The organism is Streptococcus sp. A25 (genome assembly GCF_043674095.1).
Taxonomy (GTDB): Bacteria; Bacillota; Bacilli; order Lactobacillales; family Streptococcaceae; genus Streptococcus; species Streptococcus suis_V.
In genome coordinates this window covers 39,422-59,872 of record NZ_JBIMJO010000011.1, presented here as the reverse complement: position 1 = coordinate 59,872, position 20,451 = coordinate 39,422, and the positions used below count along the sequence as shown (strand labels likewise).

The 20,451-nt window shown below is 45.0% G+C and carries 26 protein-coding genes and 1 pseudogene; 25 read left to right on the top strand and 2 right to left on the bottom strand.

Annotated elements, in window-relative coordinates:
• Nucleotide 1 precedes the first annotated feature (1 nt).
• Nucleotides 2-1,318 (bottom strand): DUF2974 domain-containing protein, encoded by a 1,317-nt coding sequence (locus ACHBID_RS06295; RefSeq protein WP_105160683.1) that lies wholly within the window; start codon nucleotides 1,316-1,318, stop codon nucleotides 2-4.
• A gap of 98 nt (nucleotides 1,319-1,416) precedes the next feature.
• On the opposite strand from ACHBID_RS06295, the gene ACHBID_RS06290 reads away from it, so the two are divergent.
• The 20 genes from ACHBID_RS06290 (at nucleotide 1,417) to ACHBID_RS06195 (ending at nucleotide 15,842) form a co-directional block, all read left to right on the top strand.
• Complete coding sequence (locus ACHBID_RS06290) at nucleotides 1,417-2,100, top strand: response regulator transcription factor (RefSeq protein WP_105123205.1); 684 nt, start codon at nucleotides 1,417-1,419, stop codon at nucleotides 2,098-2,100.
• The gene (locus ACHBID_RS06285) at nucleotides 2,093-3,073 is read left to right on the top strand and encodes an ATP-binding protein (RefSeq protein ID WP_172074164.1); all 981 of its coding nucleotides are present in this window, start codon (nucleotides 2,093-2,095) and stop codon (nucleotides 3,071-3,073) included. Before ACHBID_RS06290 ends, ACHBID_RS06285 begins: the two co-directional genes overlap by 8 nt.
• Before the next feature lie 210 nt (nucleotides 3,074-3,283).
• Nucleotides 3,284-4,042 (top strand): ABC transporter ATP-binding protein, encoded by a 759-nt coding sequence (locus ACHBID_RS06280; protein ID WP_105160641.1) that lies wholly within the window; start codon nucleotides 3,284-3,286, stop codon nucleotides 4,040-4,042.
• A gap of 1 nt (nucleotide 4,043) precedes the next feature.
• The gene (locus tag ACHBID_RS06275) at nucleotides 4,044-6,044 is read left to right on the top strand and encodes an FtsX-like permease family protein (protein WP_394731855.1); all 2,001 of its coding nucleotides are present in this window, start codon (nucleotides 4,044-4,046) and stop codon (nucleotides 6,042-6,044) included.
• A gap of 165 nt (nucleotides 6,045-6,209) precedes the next feature.
• Nucleotides 6,210-6,683 carry an IS200/IS605 family transposase gene (gene tnpA, locus ACHBID_RS06270; protein WP_024378560.1) on the top strand — a complete coding sequence of 158 codons (474 nt, stop codon included), beginning with the start codon at nucleotides 6,210-6,212 and terminating at the stop codon, nucleotides 6,681-6,683.
• A 300-nt stretch (nucleotides 6,684-6,983) separates the two neighbouring features.
• Nucleotides 6,984-7,148 (top strand): hypothetical protein, encoded by a 165-nt coding sequence (locus tag ACHBID_RS06265; protein ID WP_394731856.1) that lies wholly within the window; start codon nucleotides 6,984-6,986, stop codon nucleotides 7,146-7,148.
• Nucleotides 7,145-7,468 carry a PadR family transcriptional regulator gene (locus ACHBID_RS06260; RefSeq protein WP_044781698.1) on the top strand — a complete coding sequence of 108 codons (324 nt, stop codon included), beginning with the start codon at nucleotides 7,145-7,147 and terminating at the stop codon, nucleotides 7,466-7,468. Before ACHBID_RS06265 ends, ACHBID_RS06260 begins: the two co-directional genes overlap by 4 nt.
• Nucleotides 7,465-8,268: a hypothetical protein gene (locus ACHBID_RS06255; RefSeq protein ID WP_394731857.1), complete on the top strand. Its 804-nt coding sequence runs from the start codon at nucleotides 7,465-7,467 to the stop codon at nucleotides 8,266-8,268. Before ACHBID_RS06260 ends, ACHBID_RS06255 begins: the two co-directional genes overlap by 4 nt.
• A 601-nt stretch (nucleotides 8,269-8,869) precedes the next feature.
• The gene (locus ACHBID_RS06250; protein ID WP_257117926.1) at nucleotides 8,870-9,106 is read left to right on the top strand and encodes a DUF2829 domain-containing protein; all 237 of its coding nucleotides are present in this window, start codon (nucleotides 8,870-8,872) and stop codon (nucleotides 9,104-9,106) included.
• Nucleotides 9,099-9,797 (top strand): 3-oxoacyl-ACP reductase, encoded by a 699-nt coding sequence (locus tag ACHBID_RS06245; RefSeq protein WP_394731858.1) that lies wholly within the window; start codon nucleotides 9,099-9,101, stop codon nucleotides 9,795-9,797. Before ACHBID_RS06250 ends, ACHBID_RS06245 begins: the two co-directional genes overlap by 8 nt.
• Nucleotides 9,794-10,075: a hypothetical protein gene (locus ACHBID_RS06240; RefSeq protein WP_105123214.1), complete on the top strand. Its 282-nt coding sequence runs from the start codon at nucleotides 9,794-9,796 to the stop codon at nucleotides 10,073-10,075. Before ACHBID_RS06245 ends, ACHBID_RS06240 begins: the two co-directional genes overlap by 4 nt.
• Nucleotides 10,076-10,170: 95 nt before the next feature.
• The gene (locus tag ACHBID_RS06235) at nucleotides 10,171-10,437 is read left to right on the top strand and encodes a hypothetical protein (RefSeq protein ID WP_330836917.1); all 267 of its coding nucleotides are present in this window, start codon (nucleotides 10,171-10,173) and stop codon (nucleotides 10,435-10,437) included.
• A gap of 15 nt (nucleotides 10,438-10,452) precedes the next feature.
• Nucleotides 10,453-10,761, top strand: coding sequence for a DJ-1/PfpI family protein (locus ACHBID_RS06230; RefSeq protein ID WP_330836918.1), 309 nt, complete (start codon nucleotides 10,453-10,455; stop codon nucleotides 10,759-10,761).
• 124 nt (nucleotides 10,762-10,885) lie between these two features.
• A complete protein-coding gene (locus tag ACHBID_RS06225) occupies nucleotides 10,886-11,431 on the top strand; it encodes a GNAT family N-acetyltransferase (RefSeq protein ID WP_105123215.1) in 546 nt (181 codons plus the stop codon).
• Entirely contained in the window at nucleotides 11,431-11,871 is a 441-nt protein-coding gene (locus tag ACHBID_RS06220; protein ID WP_105123216.1) for an ASCH domain-containing protein, read from the top strand. Before ACHBID_RS06225 ends, ACHBID_RS06220 begins: the two co-directional genes overlap by 1 nt.
• A gap of 393 nt (nucleotides 11,872-12,264) precedes the next feature.
• Complete coding sequence (locus ACHBID_RS06215; protein WP_394731859.1) at nucleotides 12,265-12,573, top strand: hypothetical protein; 309 nt, start codon at nucleotides 12,265-12,267, stop codon at nucleotides 12,571-12,573.
• 301 nt (nucleotides 12,574-12,874) lie between these two features.
• A complete protein-coding gene (glmU, locus tag ACHBID_RS06210; protein ID WP_172010054.1) occupies nucleotides 12,875-14,257 on the top strand; it encodes a bifunctional UDP-N-acetylglucosamine diphosphorylase/glucosamine-1-phosphate N-acetyltransferase GlmU in 1,383 nt (460 codons plus the stop codon).
• 9 nt (nucleotides 14,258-14,266) lie between these two features.
• Nucleotides 14,267-14,812, top strand: a complete 546-nt coding sequence (locus ACHBID_RS06205) for an NUDIX domain-containing protein (protein ID WP_172010053.1) — start codon at nucleotides 14,267-14,269, stop codon at nucleotides 14,810-14,812.
• A gap of 8 nt (nucleotides 14,813-14,820) precedes the next feature.
• A complete protein-coding gene (gene macP / locus ACHBID_RS06200) occupies nucleotides 14,821-15,144 on the top strand; it encodes a cell wall synthase accessory phosphoprotein MacP (RefSeq protein ID WP_172021571.1) in 324 nt (107 codons plus the stop codon).
• 8 nt (nucleotides 15,145-15,152) lie between these two features.
• Nucleotides 15,153-15,842: a 5'-methylthioadenosine/adenosylhomocysteine nucleosidase gene (locus ACHBID_RS06195; protein ID WP_394731860.1), complete on the top strand. Its 690-nt coding sequence runs from the start codon at nucleotides 15,153-15,155 to the stop codon at nucleotides 15,840-15,842.
• Nucleotides 15,843-15,868: 26 nt separating this feature from the next.
• Here the strand turns inward: ACHBID_RS06195 and ACHBID_RS06190 are convergent, their stop codons facing one another.
• On the bottom strand, nucleotides 15,869-16,678 hold the full coding sequence (locus ACHBID_RS06190) for a peptidylprolyl isomerase (protein ID WP_125265665.1): 810 nt from the start codon (nucleotides 16,676-16,678) through the stop codon (nucleotides 15,869-15,871).
• A 122-nt stretch (nucleotides 16,679-16,800) separates the two neighbouring features.
• On the opposite strand from ACHBID_RS06190, the gene ACHBID_RS06185 reads away from it, so the two are divergent.
• The 5 genes and pseudogenes from ACHBID_RS06185 to ACHBID_RS06165 all read left to right on the top strand — a co-directional run.
• Complete coding sequence (locus tag ACHBID_RS06185; RefSeq protein ID WP_105110993.1) at nucleotides 16,801-17,157, top strand: DUF2500 domain-containing protein; 357 nt, start codon at nucleotides 16,801-16,803, stop codon at nucleotides 17,155-17,157.
• Between the two features lie 258 nt (nucleotides 17,158-17,415).
• Nucleotides 17,416-17,826, top strand: a complete 411-nt coding sequence (locus ACHBID_RS06180) for a VOC family protein (RefSeq protein ID WP_394731861.1) — start codon at nucleotides 17,416-17,418, stop codon at nucleotides 17,824-17,826.
• Between the two features lie 82 nt (nucleotides 17,827-17,908).
• Complete coding sequence (locus ACHBID_RS06175; protein WP_105110991.1) at nucleotides 17,909-18,457, top strand: hypothetical protein; 549 nt, start codon at nucleotides 17,909-17,911, stop codon at nucleotides 18,455-18,457.
• Nucleotides 18,458-18,828: 371 nt separating this feature from the next.
• A complete protein-coding gene (locus ACHBID_RS06170) occupies nucleotides 18,829-19,821 on the top strand; it encodes a LacI family DNA-binding transcriptional regulator (RefSeq protein ID WP_394731884.1) in 993 nt (330 codons plus the stop codon).
• A gap of 92 nt (nucleotides 19,822-19,913) precedes the next feature.
• A pseudogene (locus ACHBID_RS06165) lies at nucleotides 19,914-20,447 on the top strand (ABC transporter substrate-binding protein); the annotation flags it as partial.
• Nucleotides 20,448-20,451 lie beyond the last annotated feature (4 nt).

Sequence of the window (20,451 nt, the reverse complement as noted above, 5' to 3'; positions counted from 1 at the left end):
GCTAGTTTTCTTTGTCTTTCTTATCGCTTGGTCCTCTCAACCAGTCGTTCCAATCCGGGAATTTGAAGTTGGGTACTCTGAGAAAATCGTCCGGCTGGACCTTCCTTCTATCGTTCACATAGTTTTCTGTGTTGTTTTTAAAACCAGGAACCTTCAATTCAGGACTAGGAAAATGGAGGGAGAACTGAGGCAATTTGAAATTGGTATGAGGAAGGTTTTGGTAGATGCCTTCCAGCCAGATTTTATAGCGGGTGTCAATTAGTAAGCGGCTCAATTTGTCCAACATCTGGGCCTTTTCATCTGGCAATTCCTTGCGCAGTCGGTCGATTTCCTGCAATTTTTGGAGGGGGTTGACGGTCAAGTCCGCTAGTTTTTCAATACCAGCCTCCATGATGAGCCCGAAGAAGAGGTCGAAAAATTCCTGTAATTCCTCCTCTGTCAGGCTGGCTGTCCAGGTTTTGAGGGTTTGGTCAACCTGCAAGCTATCCTCTGTTAGTGCTGGAGCAGGCTTGAAGTCGTTGCCGTTAATTTCCCAGGAAAAGCTAATATGCTGGAGGAGACCAATGGTATTGCTCTGGACGATTTGAACATGGTCAGGAGTTTCCAGCATCATACCGACCACAGAATTTTGCGGGATAATGGGGTGGATCCGATCAGCAAGCATCAGGTAGCTCGGACTTTCCAGGTGTTTCTTATGGAGTCCAGGAGCATCGTAGGGATAGACCTGTAAAATCCGTTCCTGCAAGTCAGCCGCAAGCTTGCTGCTGGCATAGAGTGCCAGGTTGCCCCCCTTGGAGTGACCAGAGATATAAAACAGTCCTGGCTGGCTCTCTATCAGCCCTTCCAAGTATTCCTTGGCGGACTTTTGGGCAGGAATCTCCTCCATGTAGGTCATGTGGAAATCTTCCTTCCAGCCGATAATGGTATCATCTGTCCCCCGGAAGCAGGTGACAATGGTCTGCCGGTCTAGGCGGTAGCTGATGACCGCAAACTGTTTCTGCAGGTCCAATTCATATTGGTCGACATAGGCAAAGGCCCGTAGATGCTTGAAGCGCTTGGCCTGGGCTAGCAACTGAAACATGGCTAGTCGGCTCTTTGTCACCATAGAAAAAGGTGGGAATTCATCCTGGTATTTAGCTGCGAAATCTTCTGCTAATTGGTCGATTCGGACGCCTTTTTCAGTAAAGTCAGCTGGGACTAGACTGTCGAAGGGCAGATAGGCTAGCTCGGTCAGGGCCAAAATATCTAGCTTATTGAGCGGCCGATCATAAAAACTATCGAATTGACTTTCTTTTAGGTAATCAAGTAGGTTTGCCATAGTAGTCTTAGTATAGCGGATATTGTGGAAAATGACAAATTTGAAAGGTTTCTGGAGCAATTTTACGATATAATAATAGTATAGCCAAGGAGGTCCCTATGCAAAAGATTCTATTGATAGAAGACGATAAGGTCATCAGCCAGCTGGTGGCCAAGAATTTACGAAATTGGAGCTATGAGGTGGAGGAAGTGGCTGACTTTCAGGATATTCTCAGCCAGATTGACCGCTTTCAGCCACACTTGATTCTCCTGGATATCGGTTTGCCCTTTTTCAACGGTTACTATTGGTGCCAGGAAATTCGCAAGACCTCCCGCATTCCGATTATGTTTTTGTCCTCTCATGACCAGCCCATGGACATTGTCATGGCCATTAACATGGGGGCTGATGATTATGTGACCAAGCCCTTTGAGATGACGGTCCTCTTGGCCAAGATACAAGGCCTGCTCCGTCGGACCTATGATTTTGTTGGTGAGCAGAGCCTGCTCTGGTTTGGAGAGATTTCCCTTGACCTCAAGACCATGCAGGTTCAGTACGACCAGAAGGTGGAGGAGTTGACCAAGAACGAATTTCAGATTTTGCGGGTTCTTTTCGAGCATGGTCAGGAAGTGGTCAGCCGGGAGGAACTCATGCGCCAGCTCTGGAATAGCGATATTTTCGTAGATGACAATACCCTGTCTGTCAATATGGCCCGCCTTCGGAAAAAGTTGGATGAACTGGGGCTACCGGGCTTGATTGCTACCAAGAAAGGGGTCGGCTACGGCCTGGTGAAAGCTCATGACTAGAGAAGATTATCGGCTCTTTCTGACCAGCTGGATCCGCCACCGCCTGCCCTATCTCCTGGCCTACCCGGCCCTGGCCCTCTTCATCTACGGCCTCAGTTACCTCTTTGAGCTGGACCGCCCCCTCATCTCCTATGGTCTCTTGCTCCTGAGCCTGGTCTGGCTCTTGGCATTAGGCTGGGACTTGTTGGCGGATGTTTCTCGCTTTGGTAAATACTGGCGTGGTCAGCAGGCGGCATCAGGTAGCCCAGCAGAGCGGTATTTGCAGGAAAAGGTCCAGCAGCTAGAAGCCCAAAACAAGCTCTTGCAGGAGCAGCAACTTCAAGCCAAGACCGAATTGGACGACTACTATACCCTCTGGGCCCACCAGATGAAGATCCCGATCGCTGCCAGTCAGCTCCTGGCCAAGGAAATCGACCAGCCAGACATCCGTTACCAGCTGGAAAACCAACTCTTCAAAATCGAGCAATACACAGGTCTGGTCCTCAATTATCTCCGCCTGCAATCCTTTCATGACGACCTGGTTATTGAGCGGGTGGACCTGGAAGAACTGGTCAAGAACCTGGTCAAAAAATATTCCCTCTTTTTTATACAGGCCAGAACCAAGCTGGATTTGGGAGACCTATCGCGAGTCCTAAAAACAGACAAACGCTGGCTAGGTCTCTTGATTGAACAAGTCCTCTCCAATGCCCTCAAATATTGTGAGAATGGGACCATTTCCATTTTCCTAGACGGTCATGACCTGGTCATTCGAGATACGGGTCTGGGGATTGCGGAGAGTGACCTGCAGCGGATATTTGAGCGTGGTTTTTCAGGTTTTAACGGTCGTAGAACCCAACAGTCTTCGGGCCTTGGGCTTTATCTCTCCAAGAAAATCGCTGCGGAGCTGGGTTATTCCCTCACCCTCAAATCCAAGCTAGGCCAAGGCACTGAAGTCCGGATTGGGATAAAAGAGACAGAACTGGCCTTGGATTAAGTGACAATTTTGTAAGGTAAATGAAAGTTTGGGCTATGGCAGGCCTTGGGTTGAAACTGTAAAATGGGATTATAAAAATAAGAACTTGTATTCACAGTTCGGTAACTGATTTAAGGCTAGTTTGCTACCCCTCATAGCCCTTGATTAGCAAAAACTATCTCTTATCTCAGTGACCGCACTTGTGGATACAGTTTCCAAAGGAGAAGTATCATGGTTCTACTAGACGTGCAACACGTACAAAAGATTTATAGTTCTCGGTTTAAGGCGGGGCAGGTCGAGGCTCTCAAGGATATCCATTTTACGGTGGAGGAGGGCGAATACCTGGCCATCATGGGTGAGTCAGGTTCTGGAAAATCCACTTTGCTCAATATTCTTGCGACCCTGGACAAGCCGACCCGCGGTCATGTCCTGCTCAATGGTGTCAATACAGAAACGATTAAGAGCAAGGAATCCGCAGCCTTTCGCCGTGAGAAATTGGGCTTTGTCTTTCAGGACTTTAACCTCTTGGACACCCTCTCTGTCAAGGACAATGTGCTTTTACCATTGGTTCTATCCCGTTTTCCGCTTGACCAGATGAATAAGCGTTTGATTCAAACCCTCAACAGTCTGGGAATTGCGACCTTGCAGGACAAAATGCCCTACGAGATTTCGGGTGGTCAGCAGCAACGGGTTGCGGTGGCGCGTGCCATCATCACCCAGCCAGAAATCCTCTTGGCGGATGAACCGACTGGAGCCCTCGACTCCAAATCAACAGCAACCCTTCTCGATATCTTTGAAAAAATCAATCAAGAAGGGCAAACCATTTTGATGGTAACCCACTCGACAGCGGCAGCCAGTCGTGCCAAACGGGTCCTCTTTATCAAGGACGGTATCCTCTACAATCAAATCTACCGTGGTGAGCGAACTAGTCAGGAAATGTACCAGCTGATTTCAGATACCTTGACAGTCATGGCGAATCGAGGTGAGTAGTATGTTTGGACTAACTGTTCGATTGGCTCTGACCAATCTCAAAAAGAACCGCAGGCTCTATTTTCCCTATGCCCTGATGACCATCTTGTCCACAGCCATTGCCTATATTTTTGCCTCGCTTGCCTTTCATCCTGATTTAGGTCAGGTCAAGGGGGCCAATGGGGTGATTCAAGTGCTGGGCTTTGGTATGATTGTAGTCATGTTGGCCGTTGCCATCATGGTCTTCTATGCCAATAGTTTTGTTATGAAGCAGCGGTCAAAAGAGTTTGGAGTTTATAGCGTTCTAGGCTTGGAAAAAAAACACCTTCTCTTGATGACTTTTCTAGAAAATCTAGTTTTCGCAGCTAGCACTATTTTGACAGGAACCTTGTTGGGATTAGCTCTGGATAAACTCTTCTATGCCCTCTTGCTGAAAGCCATGCAGATGCCTGTGGTCTTGGCTTCAACCTTCCAGTTGAAAAGTCTAGTCACTGTACTTATCTATCTCTTTGGGATTTTTGCCTTGGTCAGCCTCTTTAATATTGGGAAGTTGGGCTTGACCGACTCGCTCAAACTAGTTCAGGGCAAGAAGCGTGGGGACAAGCCAACAGGCTTCCTCTGGCTACAAACCCTCTTAGCCCTTATCTTATTGGGTGCGGGCTATGCTATTGCCCAACTAGTGACCAGTCCGCTGAAAGCTATTCCAAGTTTCTTTGGAGCAACCTTACTGGTTATCCTTGGGACTTACTTGCTTTTCCAATCAGGTGTCATCAGTCTCTTAAACTGGCTAAAACAGCGTCAGACCTATTATTATAAGCCAGATAATTTCATTTCTGTATCTAACTTGATTTTCCGTATGCGGAAAAATGCTCTGGGCCTTGCAACCATTACTATCCTCTCTAGCATGTTTTTGGTGACCATGGTTGGAGGACTCAATATTTACATCGGTGGCAAGGATTATATTGCCAATCAGAATCCCAATGATTTTTCGATTGATTTTGGTTTGAAGCCAACGACGTCAAAAACACAGGTGGAAGAATGGGGAGACGCACTCTTAGAACAGACAGAAATTCCTGTAGAGAGTAAGGTGGTCTATCCCTACCAAGAAGCCTCTTTTACTGAGGTTACAAACCGGCACGTAAGATTTTTTACGGTTGAAGATGTAGCTAGCGTAGATTTCTCTGACCTGGGTGTTGGTTTTTTCCTTGATCAAGCTAGCTATGAAAAGATGACTGGAGAAGCGCTCCAGCTGGCAAGCGACCAAGTAGCCATTTATAGTAAGGGAGTCCAGTATCAAGCTGGTCAAACCCTCACCTTTGATGAAAAGGAGATGGAAGTTGTCCAAGTCTTGCCCAAAAATGTGACCTTGGGTCATCTGCCGGACCATATGTCTTTCAATGTCAGTCAGTACTTAGTCGTTGTGGTTCAAGATTTGACGATATTTGAAAATCAAGCTGAAAATCGCTATTATATGGGCTTTGAAAGCAGTCTATCAGAAGAAGAACAAGTAAGTAGCCAGGAGATCTTCTTATCCGGTACTTTTGAAAGCGAACTGTGGACTTCCAATATTTTGCCAGATGGTACTAACACGGTTAGTCTCGCCTACCGTGCCTATGCGATGCGTAGTTTCTTCAGTTTTGCAGGCTCACTTTTCTTCATCGGCCTCTTGCTATCACTCATCTTTTTGATGGCGGTGGTGCTGGTGATTTACTTCAAACAGATTTCAGAAGGCTATGAAGACAGGGATCGCTTTGTCATCATGACCAAGGTTGGTCTGGATGAGGACCAGACCAGACAGTCCGTTCGCAAGCAATTGCTGACAGTTTTCTTCCTGCCTATCCTACTCGCCTTTGTTCACCTAGCCTTTGCCTACAAGATGCTCTCGTCTATCTTGTTGTCTATCGGTGTTGTCAATGCAGGGCTTATGTTGCAGGTGACAGTGGCTATCTGTGGCGGTTATTTTTTAATTTACTTGATGGTTTATGCGATCACAACCCGATCTTATAAACAGATTATTTCCTAAAACTTGGGGCAACCCAAGTTTTTTATTATGGCTTCGAGCCAGTTTTTCTCGTAGAGAAAAACAAGAAAACCACCAGCTATGCTGGTGGCTGACAAGGCTTTGAGCTTCCATTTCTTTTTCCTGATATAATCTAATTGTTCAGGTTAGATAAAGGAGGAAAAAGAAATGGCTAAAACCAGTTACAGTTTATCACATACCAAATGGATGTGCAAATATCACATAGTCTTCACACCTAAGTACCGGAGAAAATCCATTTACTACAAAATTAGACAGGACTTAATTGATATTTTCCGTCATCTATGTCAATACAAAGGCGTGGAAATCATTGAGGGACACATGATGCCAGACCATGTTCATATGCTTGTCTTGATACCTCCGAAACTTTCGATTTCCGATTTTATGGGATATTTGAAAAGCAAAAGTGCTCTAATGATATTTGATAAACACGCTAATTTAAAATATAAGTATGGAAATCGAAAGTTTTGGGCCAGAGGCTACTATGTTAGTACCGTTGGGCTGAACGAAAAGACAGTTGCGAAATACATTCGTGAGCAGGAGAAAAATGACATTGCACTTGATAAATTGAGTGTCAAAGAGTATGAAGATCCATTTTCAGATGGCAGTTTTAGAACAAGATAAAAGCCCGTTGTTACGGGCATTAGTCAAGTAATTATAGCACTAACCTGAACGAAGTTCAGCGAACGTCTTTAGACGTCGCTGGAGAGAAACGGCTTATAGCCGGTGTACAAGCCACCCGTTTTCACGGGTGGTTATGACTTTTTGAATAGTTTTCGCTATTTTGCTTTACAAACTAGTCGTCTTGTGTTAAACTATAGATACAAGACTAATAGGTAAAACAAACTAGTGATAGAGGACAAAGAAAATCACTTTTATTTTTACAAGACTAGTGTGCATTACAAACTAGATAGGAGATTAAAGATGAAATTGGACAAGATGAGACGAGAAGATTGGGAACTAGCAGGCATCACGCTTGTGACGGCCATAATAACTGGCTGGGCCTTGGATTCTATTTTGATCTTAGGCATCCTGTTAGCATCAGGCCTATTGTTTGGATTTTTTACAGATGATGAGGAGGGCTTATGAAAGAAACCCAAATGCTCAAAGGTGTCCTAGATGGCTGTGTCTTACAAATTATCAGTCAGAAGGAGATTTATGGTTATGAGCTGGTTCAAGAATTGAGAAATCAGGGCTTTGAAAACATGGTCGGAGGGACAGTCTATCCCCTCCTTCAGAAGTTAGAAAAAAATGACCTGATTTTTAGTCAGAACAAGCCCTCGCCAGATGGACCCGACAGGAAGTATTTTTATTTGACAGACCAAGGGCAGAGCTACGTAAACGATTTCTGGGTCCAATGGGGAGAACTCGTCGAAAAAGTGGAGAAAGTGAAGGGAGAAGTAAGATGAGCAAACAAATGGAATACCGCAAGCAGATTGAAGTGATTGAAAGCCAGCTGACCAAGGAAAACAAGGAATACATGGGCCGTATCAATGGCTACATGATGATTGCCTCAGTTTTTCACAAACAAGAAGAAGCAGTGACTGCCCAGCTTTTATCTATTTACCAAGATGTCCTTGAAGCTCAAGAAGCCGGGCTTTCGGCGGAGGATTTTCTGGGCAAAGACAGCAAGCAGATGGCTGATGATTTGTTGAACTATTTGCCTCCGATTGGAGTCAAGGAAGTTGGACGCCTGGCAGGGCTTGTCTGGCTGGTCTATGTCGGCAGTCGATTTCTCATGGAATTTGCAGGATCAGGCACAGTCCAATTTAATTGGTTAGCACTGGTGTGTGATAGTTTGCTGGCCTTTCTACTGCCGGCTGGCATCATGCTCTTGTTACGGAATTTGATTTACCAAACTTCTAAACTGAAAATTTGGGCGACCTATATTGGTTTTCCACTGGTCTATGTAGCAATTTTGGCCGGTCGTTTCATCCTATTGCCGGATGGTACAGACATCTCTTTGACTGGTTGGACAAGCCTGATTCCAGTCATCCTCATCGGTCTCGCTCTGCTATGTTACCGTAAGGAAAAGCTGGTCAGCCATGTCTTTCTGCCGACCTATGGACTCATGCTTGCTGGTGGAATTCTCAATCTGGTTATGATGGTGCCAACTTGGTTAAATCTGGTCTTGGTCATTCTGCCAGCGGTGGTTTTCTGGATTGGCTCTATGGTCTTGCTGGTGAGAAAACCGAAAGTGGTCAAGTAATTTTTTGGTATAATGAGATGAACTATGAAATAATTAACTAAGATGTTCGGAGGATGAGGTGATATATTCCAGAGGAGAAAGACTAGAAGTCAAACGACATGTTGGTTAAAAACATTTGACAATTGAATGAGGGGATGCTATACTTAAGCTAATGATAAGTAAGTTCCATTGGAACACAAAAAGCCCCTGACAGATTCCACAATGTCAGGGGTTTTCTTTTGGCTCCTAGCTAGTTCTAGCTAGCGCCCTAGGGTTATTTGTTGCGTGAGTTGAGCCAATACTCAAACAATGCTGTTAGGATAGATTCCAGCAAAGGTGCAACAAACACGATGATAAATAAGTCCATTAGACCACTTCACCCCCTCTCTATCCCAAAGGGGCAAGGAGAGATACCAGAAATCTGTCCAGCCTATCAGAGGCTCAAAAAGTCTTTGGATATATTCTATTTTCCTGATAAACCAACAAGATTGTATTTTCAACGGTTGGATAGATACAAATCACTGTAACTTCACATAAAGGTGAACAAATTACAAAATTAACTCAATACAAGGTGCTAGAAACCTTATTAAATCAACGTTTATAGACAACAAAGGAGAAAACCATGACATTTGAAGAGATTTTACCCGGCCTCAAGGCCAAGAAAAAGTACGTCCGCACAGGTTGGGGTGGGGCGGAGAACTACGTCCAGCTCTTTGACACCATCGAGGTCAACGGCCAAAAGCTAGAAGCGACGCCCTATTTCCTCATCAACGTGACTGGCGAGGGCGAAGGCTACTCCATGTGGAGCCCGACCCCTTGCGATGTCCTTGCGACCGACTGGGTGGAAGTCCATGACTAAGACGGCCCTCATCACCGGCGTTTCCAGCGGCATTGGTCTAGCACAGGCAAAGATTTTTTTGGAAAATGGCTGGCGTATCTTCGGGATTGACCAGGCCAGCAAGCCTGATTTGGCAGGCGATTTCCACTTTCTACAGTTAGACCTGACAGGCGATTTATCGCCTGTATTTTCATGGTGCCAGACAGTTGATGTCCTCTGTAACACCGCAGGCATACTAGACGATTACCGTCCCCACCTCGATATTTCGGAGGACGAATTAGCTAGCATCTTCGCGGTCAATTTTTTTGCGGTGACAAGACTAACTCGCCCCTATCTGCAACAAATGGTGGACAGACAGTCTGGCATCATTATCAATATGTGCTCTATTGCCTCCAGTCTAGCAGGTGGAGGAGGCTCAGCCTACACCGCTTCCAAGCACGCTCTAGCAGGCTTCACCAAGCAATTAGCCTTGGATTACGCCAAGGACCATATCCAAGTGTTTGGTATTGCCCCAGGTGCCGTTCAGACAGGCATGACCAAGAAGGACTTTGAACCTGGTGGCCTGGCGGACTGGGTGGCAGACCAGACCCCTATCGGACGCTGGAGTCAGCCCAGCGAAATCGCAGAGCTGACATTTATGCTGGCTTCTGGCAAACTAGCATCCATGCAGGGACAGATTATCACCATTGACGGTGGTTGGAGTTTGAAATGATGAAAAATGTTTTACTAGGCTTGGTCAAGACCATGCTTGTTCCCATAGTCTTGTTGCTAATTACAAAATTTTGGTGGGGCTGGCCCGGTGCCTTGGTTTATTCGCTCATTTTGAATGCCTATCTGATGTCATTTTATCTGTTTGAAGTGCCAAAGCAGCATTTGAAAAAAAGGTTGGCATTTATCCGATCGGCGCTCTGGTGTCAGTTGATTTTCTTGGCTTTCTTCCTCACCATTGGTCTGCCCAATCGACATGGTCAGACCAGTGAGAGTTTTTAGCAAATGACCCATCCTGTCAAATTTCTAATCGTCGGCTTGGCAGTAGCCAGCGTCATCTGTCTGTTCCTATGGAAGAAAAAGGAAGAGGGTCAGTCATGAAATGTGTAGCCTTGGTATTTGAAGATTTTGAAACCTTGGATTTATTTGGTCCGGTGGAATTGTTGGCTGGTATTCCAGCTATTGACTTTTCCTATCAGTCTCTAGCTGGTGGGCTAGTCCGCCATCGTCAGGAAGTGGAATTGTTGACTCAGCCTCTTGATTTGACTAGTCCTATTGACGTTTTGCTCCTACCGGGTGGTCGGGGAACCCGTACCTTGGTTGAAAATGAAGCCTTCTTGACCAGGTTAGGACAACTGGCTTAGCAGGCATCATGTGTTTTGTCTGTTTGTACTGGCAGCGTCCTCTTAGCAAAAGTGGGTCTGCTTGATACTAAGGAGGCGACCAGCAATAAACTTGCTTTTGGCTGGGTGACCAGTCAAGGTCCAGCGGTCAACTGGAAGAGACAGGCACGCTGGGTTCGTGAAGGGAAGTATTACACTTCTTCAGGTGTCTCCGCGGGCATGGATATGGCGCTCGGTTTTGTGCGGGACCAATTTGGTCAGGAACTGGCTGAGCAGATTGCCCGACAGGCAGAATATCATTGGCAGGATGACCCAGACAGGGATGATTTTGCTCCTGCCGGGTAATTTGGAAACAAGCAGCTTGGCCGTTGAACTCAGTCTTGAGAAGGTAGAGATTTGTTTGGGATGAACTGGTTGCTGCGTAGAGGGCAGATTATCAACAGTTAGAGTTTTGAAATAGGAGAATTTTATGATAGAAACACCACGTTTATTGCTCCGTCCTTGGACGGTGGATGATGCGGAGAACCTCTTTGCTCTGGCCTCGCATCCTGAAATCGGACTGCGTGCAGGGTGGCCAGCCCACCAATCCTTAGAAGAAAGTCGAAACGTTATCGAGACGGTCTTTACCCAACCAGAAACCTATGCTCTTGTAGATAAGATTACTGGAAAGCCTGTCGGTGCTATTAGCTTAATGATTGGCGGTGCTAGTAAATTGACGACTTCGGATAAGGAAGCGGAGCTGGGCTACTGGCTAGGACGTGATTATTGGGGACAAGGTTTGGTTCCAGAGGCAATCCGAAAACTGCTCTGCCATGCCTTTGAAACCCTAAAATTAGAAACTGTCTGGTGTGGCTATTTTGAGGGCAATGAGCAATCCAGGCGTGCCCAGGAGAAGTGTGGTTTTACCTATCATCACAAGCTGGAGAATGTTGAGTGTTCGCTGATTGGTGAGGTTCGGACGGAGCATGTGACCCGTCTGACCAGAGCTAGTTGGCTAGAAAGTAAGGAGGAATGATGATTCCAATACAATTATGGCAAGAATATTTGACCGTCAATCCGCAGGCGGGCCCTGAGCCAGAGGCTTGGGCTTTTGGTGCAGTACCAGATGAATTAGCTGACCTAGTGGCGCGTGGAATCAAGACGGCAACCAGCTCTGCTTACCCACTTTACGAACTAGAAGGGGAAGAAATTCCACAGATTGGTGGTTACGACATCATTCTTGATAGCCAAGGTAATTCCGTTTGCATTATCGAAACGACCAAGGTTTATGTTACCCCTTTTTCGCAAGTGACGGAAGAACATGCTTTTAAAGAAGGCGAGGGTAATCGTAGTCTGTCCTATTGGCGTCAGGTTCATGAGGAACTCTTCACCATTTGGCTGGAAGAGGGAGGTCTGACCTTCTCTGAAGATATGCTGGTGGTCTGCGAAGAATTTGAATTAGTCTATCCAAAATAGAGAATATTTCCGAGTTTGTAGACAAAGTCTCTTTTCGGACTTTCCTGAGGTGATGTCGGACGGTAGTAAACTTTCTAGTTTCTGGGTTTACTCCTCAAACAGTCTCCCAGACTGTTTGAGCTACCTACGGAATTCCATACCTAGTCATTGAGCCTAAGGTCTCAATGACTCCGAACGCTAGAAACGACAACGTTTCTAGCGTTTTCATCATAGCAGAAAGTCCCGACTTAGGGCTCACTCCGCTCGCAAAATAAACTTAATTTTTATTTTTTCATAGCAGAGCTACTCAGTTTATTTATCCAGAGTTTAGTTTGTCTACGTTCTGTATTTCCTTGTATTTTTTTGTTGATTTGATATAATAAATATAAATAAAAGATTCACAAGGAGGTCTTTATGGACAAAGAAAAAGTGCTTGGTTTGTTGGACCAGTTGAAACCCATACTGGCTGGGGCAGAGTCAATCGGTACTGAAACGGCAAAACAGCTGACTGCAACCCTTGACCAGACTCGGGCTGAAGTAGTGCAGAGCGAGGGGTTGGCTCTGGGAATATGTTTGCAGGGCTTGGTTCAAGCTGTTTCCAATGCTAGTCTACCGGGAACAGAACTGCGTTTCACAGACGAGGAAAAACCTGTCTGGGAAGAACTAAAAAGCTTGACAGATAAGGAACGGACAGATATTTTTCGAGGTATCCACTTGTTTTAATTGTCGGCCAGGAGGATGACCAGATGAAGCGATTATTGATGATGATAGTTATATTTTTGTCCGTCTTTGGTGTGTTTTTCGGACTGCTCGATTTACCAGATAATTGGTTCACTATGTTACTAGCAGTTTTTAGTGCCACTTTGTTATCCGAACTGGACTATAGAAAATGGCTCCATAAATTCTAAAGAGGTTTCGACCTCTTTTTCTTTATCCAATGCAGACTTGATTTTTGCTCTGCCATTTTCCAAAACAATCAAAATTTGCTATAATGGTAGCAGTATCTATGAAAAGAGAGTAAATCATGAGCAATAATTATGCAATTATCCTAGCGGCGGGCAAGGGAACCCGTATGAAGTCAGACCTGCCAAAAGTTCTCCATAAGGTGGCAGGCATCACCATGTTGGAGCATGTCAAGCGAGCTGTGGATGCTGTCAATCCTGCCAAGACCGTGACAATTGTGGGTCACAAGGCAGAATTGGTCCAAGCGGTCCTTGAAGGTCAGTCCGAGTTTGCCCTGCAATCAGAGCAGTTGGGAACAGGCCATGCAGTCATGATGGCGGAGCCAGCTCTAGCAGGTCTTGAGGGCCAGACTTTGGTTATCGCAGGTGACACACCTTTGATTACGGGTGAGAGCTTGAAAAATCTGATTAACTTCCACATCAGTCATAAGAACGTGGCGACGATTTTGACTGCTCAGGCGGACAATCCTTTTGGCTACGGCCGCATTATCCGTAACGCTGACGGCGAAGTTCTGAAAATCGTTGAGCAAAAGGATGCCAGCGATTTCGAACAACAGGTCAAGGAAATCAATACAGGTACCTATCTCTTTGACAACAAGCGTCTCTTCGAGGCTCTCAAGGATATCAACACGGACAATGCCCAAGGGGAATACTATTTGACCGATGTTATTTCTATTTTCCGTCAGGCTGGTGAGAAGGTCGGGGCCTATATCCTCCGTGATTTTGATGAGAGTTTGGGGGTCAATGACCGTATTGCTCTTGCGACGGCGGAAGCTGTTATGCGCAAGCGGATCAATGAAAAACACATGATCAACGGCGTAACCTTTATCAATCCAGATGCGACTTACATTGACATTGACGTAGAAATCGGTGCGGAGGCAGTCATCGAGGCCAATGTTGTCCTCAAGGGCGCAACGACCATCGGTGAGCGGACAGTTTTGACCAACGGCACCCGAGTTCGTGATTCCAAGATTGCAGCGGATGTGGTTATTACAAACTCCGATATTGAAGAATCTGTCATTGAAACAGGCGTGACAGTGGGGCCATTCGCCCATATCCGTCCTCAGTCCATTCTTGGTAAAGATGCCCACGTCGGCAACTTTGTTGAAGTTAAAGCTACGACAATCGGTGAACAGTCCAAGATTGGTCATCTGACTTATCTCGGTAATGCAACCATCGGAAAAGATGTCAACGTCGGTGCTGGTACGATTACAGCCAATTACGACGGGCAACACAAGTACCAGACAGTGATTGGTGATGGTGTATTTGTCGGCTCAAACTCAACCATCATTGCACCGGTAACTGTTGGCGATAATGCCCTCCTAGCAGCAGGTTCAACCATTACCAAAGATGTTCCGACGGATTCGATTGGAATCGGTCGCGGTCGCCAGGAAAATAAAGAAGGCTCTGCCAAACGTTTTCCTTTCCACCCTAGTCAAAAGTAGGAGTTTTTCATGAACTTTGAAGAAAAAACTATTGAGCGGACAGAGATTTTTAAGGGCAAAATTTTTGACGTCGTTGTCGATGATGTTGCCCTGCCAAATGGCGGAACCAGCAAGCGTGAGCTGGTTTTCCACAAGGGAGCAGTCTGTGTGCTAGCTCTGACAACGGAAAGTAAGATTATCTTGGTCAAGCAGTATCGCAAGGCCATTGAACGCGCTATTTATGAAATCCCCGCTGGCAAGCTGGAACTGGGTGAAGAATTTACACAAGAAGATGCAGCCCTGCGAGAATTGGAAGAGGAAACCGGCTATCGGACAGACAAGCTGACCCTCTTGGCAGACTTCTATTCTGCTATTGGTTTTTGTAACGAGCGCATCTATCTTTATCTGGCTGAAAATCTGGTCAAGGTAGAAAATCCCCGTCCCATGGATGAGGACGAGGTCATCGAGCTCTATGAAGTGACCTTAGATCAGGCCCTGGACTTGGTGGCAAGTGGTGACATTTGCGACGCCAAGACCATCATGGCCATTCAATATGCACAACTAATGAGAAAGTAGGTCTAAACATGGGCAAGTCCCTGTTGACAGATGAAATACTAAAACGATTTAAGAAGGGTCAGAAACTGGAAGATACCAGTCAGTTTGGCCATTATAATCCGGATAAGGAAGTCTATTTGGAACCAGATGATTTTCAGGACTATCTGGACGAGGAAGGATACGAGGGCTATGTAGAAGGGCATACCATCCGCATCCCTGTCCAACCCTCGGTTGTTAAAAGTAGACGGATTGAGACCAATAAGCGCGAAGCCTTTCGCAGCAAGGTCAATACAATCTTGTTTTGGGTAGTGATTCTTGTTCTTCTGTTTATCGTAGCGGTTATTTTTTGGTAGGAGAGATTATGAAATTTGGAATTATCGCAGCCATGCCCCAGGAACTCAAGGTTTTGGTGGACTATTTGCAGGAGCCAGTCGAGACAGAAGTGCTTGGCAGAACCTATTATCAAGGCAAACTTGGCCAGCATGAGGTAGTTTTGGTCCAGTCAGGCATCGGTAAGGTCATGTCAGCCATGTCGGTGGCCATTTTGGTGGACCGCTTTGAGGTTGATGCCATTGTCAATACAGGATCGGCTGGTGCAGTGGCAGAGGGCATTTCAATCGGTGATGTGGTAGTGGCTGACATGCTAGCCTACCATGACGTGGATTTGACAGCCTTCGGCTATGCCTATGGGCAAATGTCAGGGCAGGAACTGTATTTCCCGGGTGACCAGGCCTTACTTGAGAAGGTGACAGCCGTTTTGGCAGAGCAGGAAATCGACAGTCATGTGGGTCTAATCGCAACAGGAGACAGTTTTATTGCAGGTGCTGACAAGATTGCGGCCATCAAAGGACATTTTCCACAGGTCCTTGCTGTTGAAATGGAAGGAGCCGCCATTGCCCAGGCAGCAGTCAATCTGAGCAAGCCTTTCTTGGTCATTCGTGCCATGAGCGACACGGCTCAAGGCGATGCTAATATTACCTTTGATGAATTTATCATCCAGGCAGGCGAACGTTCTGCCAAGACATTGATTGCCTTTTTGGAGAAAGATTAAAACCCAGTCGTCGACTGGGTTTTGGTCTATTCTGTCGGGAAGGTGTAGTCTTTCAGGATTTCGATGCTTTCGATTTTCACATCTGTTTTGGGTTTGTCGTTTTCGCCGGTTTCTACAGCGGCGATTTTATCCACAACGTCCATGCCTTCGGTAACTTGACCAAAGACGGTGTGCTTGGTATCCAGGTTTGGATTGCCCCCGTTTTTGTAGGCTTGTAGGATTTTTTCAGGATAGCCTGCGCCAGCCAATTGACCGGACATATCGGTTGTGTTTTGGTTGATGAAGAACTGGCTGCCGTTTGTCCCCGCGCCAGCATTGGCCATGGAAAGAGAGCCACGGATATTGTAGAGGAAGGCAGAAATTTCATCCTTGAAACCATAGCCGGCATCCTTGGTCGTCCCCTTGCCAGCCCAAATGGACTCGCCACCGGTACCATTGCCCAGGGGATCTCCGCCTTGAATCATAAAGTCCTTGATAACCCTGTGGAAAATCGTACCATCGTAGTAGCCTTCTTTGGCGTGGGTCAGGAAGTTTTCCACCGTCATAGGGGCCAATTCAGGGAAGAGCTTGATGGTGATGTCTCCCTCGGTTGTTTTTATCTTGACCAGGGCCTCATTGTCAGCAACCTCTGGGCTCAACTGTGGAAAAACGGCGTCAGGATTGTTGACAGCGTAGGCCAGGTCTTTTTTGAATTTGCTGGATGCTGTTGAGTCAGAAGTTGTTTGCAGGGTAGAGCTTGAATTAGCCTCTTCAGTGCTGCTTGGTGTCGTTGTTGAGTTGGCGCAGGCTGTCAGTAGGAGGCTGCTAGCAAGGCCTAGAAAAAGTAGTTTTTTCATTTGTGTCATCACTTTCATTTCAAAATTATGCTTCATTTTATCATGATTTTAGTCAATATTCAATTTCCTGGCCATTCAAAATATGATATACTATTCTTATAAATGTAAAAGGAGTATCTACTATGTTTGACAATCTTTTAGGTCCAGGTGGAAGTGTGGATGTAATTATGCTATTCATTTATGCAGTTGCCACCATTATTTTGGGGATTGTTGTCTATCAAATCGTCCGAAATTTTTTGGAATGGCATCGCAATAACCAGTCTCCGGTGGAAATTCGGCAGGCCAAGCTAGTGTCCAAGCGCACTCATGTCTTTGGCAATGAAATGGCTAGGACCAATTACTATGTAACCTTTGAATGGCAGAAGGAGCGCAGGGAATTTCGTGTCAAGCCTGAGGAATATGCCCTACTTGCTGAAGGTGACCAGGGAGAATTGACCTTCCAAGGCAGCCGCTTGCTCCAGTTTAAAAGACAAGATTAGACCAAGGTCCTGCAGTCATCTTCTGGCTAGCAGGAATTTTATTTGATTAAAAATAACTAAAAATTTACAAATGATTTTAAGTTAATATTGGAATAAATATCGATAAAAAGTTGATTATTTCAATATTTATGAATTGACTTTAATTATCCGAAATTCGTTTATTTTTGAAATTTACTACAAAAATTGTATAATAAAAATTGCCGTTTTGCATAATAAAGAAGTTGCAGAGTGTTTATTTATCGATGTGAGGATGTTAAAATGATACAAGCGCTAGAAATCAATCTAGTAACGAATGGAAATGGGGTGGAAGCGGTCCAGTTTTACCAAGATGCCCTGCAGGCTGAGGTCTGTAATCTGAAGAAATGGGCAGACTTTGTCCATCCTTGTCCCAAGGAGCACGAACATTTGCTCTTGAGCGCTGAATTAGTGGTCGGAGAGCATCGACTGATGATTTCGGATGAAAATCCTGCCTTTGAATACCGACAGGGCTACAATGTTTCGGCCTCTATTGTGGTGGATACGGCGGACAATGCTAGACGTATTTACGAGAAATTGAGCCGGGATGCACGGAAGATTATTGCTGAATACCAGGAAATACCTTGGGCTCCTGCCTATGCCAACCTTGAGGACCAATTTGGTATCTGCTGGCAGATTATGGTTGGTGCATAACAGTCTGCAGTTCTTCTTCTTGTTCTATGCCCATAAATAGGCTATAATTGAGTAGAAGTTTAAGTTTGGCGAGGAAGAGAACATGTCATTTGAGAAACGCATTGAGGAAATGTATAAAGACCATGAGGTCAAGCCTTATATTTCTCATGAACGCGATTTGGGTCAATGGTTGCTAGAACCCAAGCCGGTTCCCAAGCGCAATATGGTCCGTCTGGAAGAGGGAATTTTGCCGGGCGATATTATCTTGCTCTGGCGCATTAGTCTAGGTTCTTTTGAAACGACGACGCCCTATTCCAAGTATTTTGAGTACAGCTATGGGATTGACGGTCCTGCCCATATGGAACAACTGATTGCGGATGGCTATGCCCGCGTCGAAACAGCATTTGAGTCGCTGGATCACATTACTTCAACGGCCAAGAAAAATATTCTCAAGGCGGAAGGTGTGACAGGTTTGTCGAAAATGAAGGCGGCAGAAGTTGATCAAGCCCTCAAAGACCATTTGACTGAGGAGCAATTGGCACCTTACTTCAAGGTACGTGGCTACGCCTTGACCGAAAAAGGCCAGGCAGCACTGGACAATCACCCAGAAGTCATTGCCAAGCACCCGATGAAGAAGATGTATAAATCGTAAGGAATGGACTGCTCTATTTAAAACAAAAGGCTATAAACATTTCACGGACTTTAGGGGTAAATAACAATGAGCAAACTATTTAAAAATAAGAATTTCTATTTAGTATTATCTCTTCTAGTTTTGGTTGCTTTGTATTTTAGCAATCTTGATTCAAGATGGTTCTTTCTAGCTTATTTTGTTTATCTTATTCCTTATTGTTTGTTGGATTTATTTGATTATTTGAAAAGAAAGAAAAAGAAATAATTAGACTTTGTCAGCTCAATGGACTGGCTCAGCTGGTCTATTTTATTTTTTCTTGACAGAAAACGCTGTCAATGATATCCTAGTAATAAATGTTGAAACGTTTCAAAAAATCTTTTGGAAAGGAGCCGATTGTGGAAGAACAAAAATCAATTACTATGAAAGATGTTGCGCGGTTTGCCGGTGTTAGCGTTGGGACAGTTTCAAGGGTTATCAACAAGGAGTCTGGTATCAAGGAAAGCACGCTTGAAAAAGTCAATGCTGCCATTAAGGAATTGAATTACATTCCAGATGTTTATGCTCGTGGCATGAAGAAGAACAAAACCGAAACCATCGCCTTGATTATTCCGTCAGTTTGGCATCCATTTTTTGGAGAGTTTGCCTACCATGTCGAAGTGGAGCTGAGTAAGAAAAATTACAAGTTGCTCCTTTGCAATATTTCTGGTCCAAAAAGGGAACTGGATTATCTGACTATGCTGCAACAAAATAAGGTGGACGGCATTATCGCCATCACCTATAGCCCGATTGACGATTATCTATCGTCCAATATCCCCTTTGTCAGTATCGACCGCACCTATGAAAATAAGGCCATCCCTTGTGTCAGCTCGGACAACCAAGCTGGTGCGGAGCTGGCAGCGGATACCTTGATAGCAAAAGGTGGCAGCCATTTTGCCTTTATCGGTGGGCACAATAAAACCATCAATGAAACCAAGAAGCGCAGAATATATTTCGAAAAACGGATTTTAGAGGCAGGTTTTCCTTGCCATGTTCTCGATTTGGAAGAACCCTATGATGATTTTGTCGGGCAAGTTGAAGCCTTTTTGCTTAAAAATCCACAGGTTGACGCCATTTTCACCATCAATGATTTTGTAGCCTTGGAAACGGTAGAAGTTTTGGAGAAACTGGGTAAACGAATTCCAGAAGATGTCCAAGTCATTGGCTATGATGGTATCCAAATCGCACGAGATCGTCCGATGTTCCTATCGACCATTCGTCAGCCGTTAGAAAGAATGGCTCAAGAAGCAGTGGCTTGTTTGATTGAAATCATTGATAAAAAAGGACAACCCCAACAAATCACCCTGCCAATTTCCTATATTGAAGGTAAAACGACAAAAAATTTTTAAAAAAGCAGTTGACAGAAAACGGTTACAATGTTAGAATAAAATCATCAATAAATAGTTGGTTTTATTTTTACAAGAAAAATGAAACGTTTCAAAAAAACTTGGAATTGACTGTTAAATGGATTGATGCCCAATACAAACTAATCCAGTTTGTTCAAAACAACTGGGGTACCTATGGTGATGAAACCCAACAAAACATCTTCGAATACGATGCAGCGACAGATAGCTTGAAACACTTGCCGTTGAACGGTACAGCTCCAGGCGAATTGCGTCAGAAGACAGAAGTTGGTGGACCGCTTGCTATTCTTGATGAGTACTACGGAACTGTGACAACTATGCCAGACGATGCCAAATGGCGTTTGGATTTGATGCACGAAACCTATCTTGACTTTGTGGCCAACGATGACATCTACCCTCGTGTCTTCATGGAACAAGAAGATTTGGACAAGATTGCCCAAGTTGAAGCAGATATGAACGACTTCATCTACCGTAAACGTGCAGAATGGATTGTAAACAGTGGTATCGAAGAAGAGTGGGATAGTTACTTGAAAGAATTGGAAAGCTATGGTCTTTCTGACTGGTTAGCTATCAAGCAAAAATACTACGATCAGTACAAAGCAAATCAGTAATTTA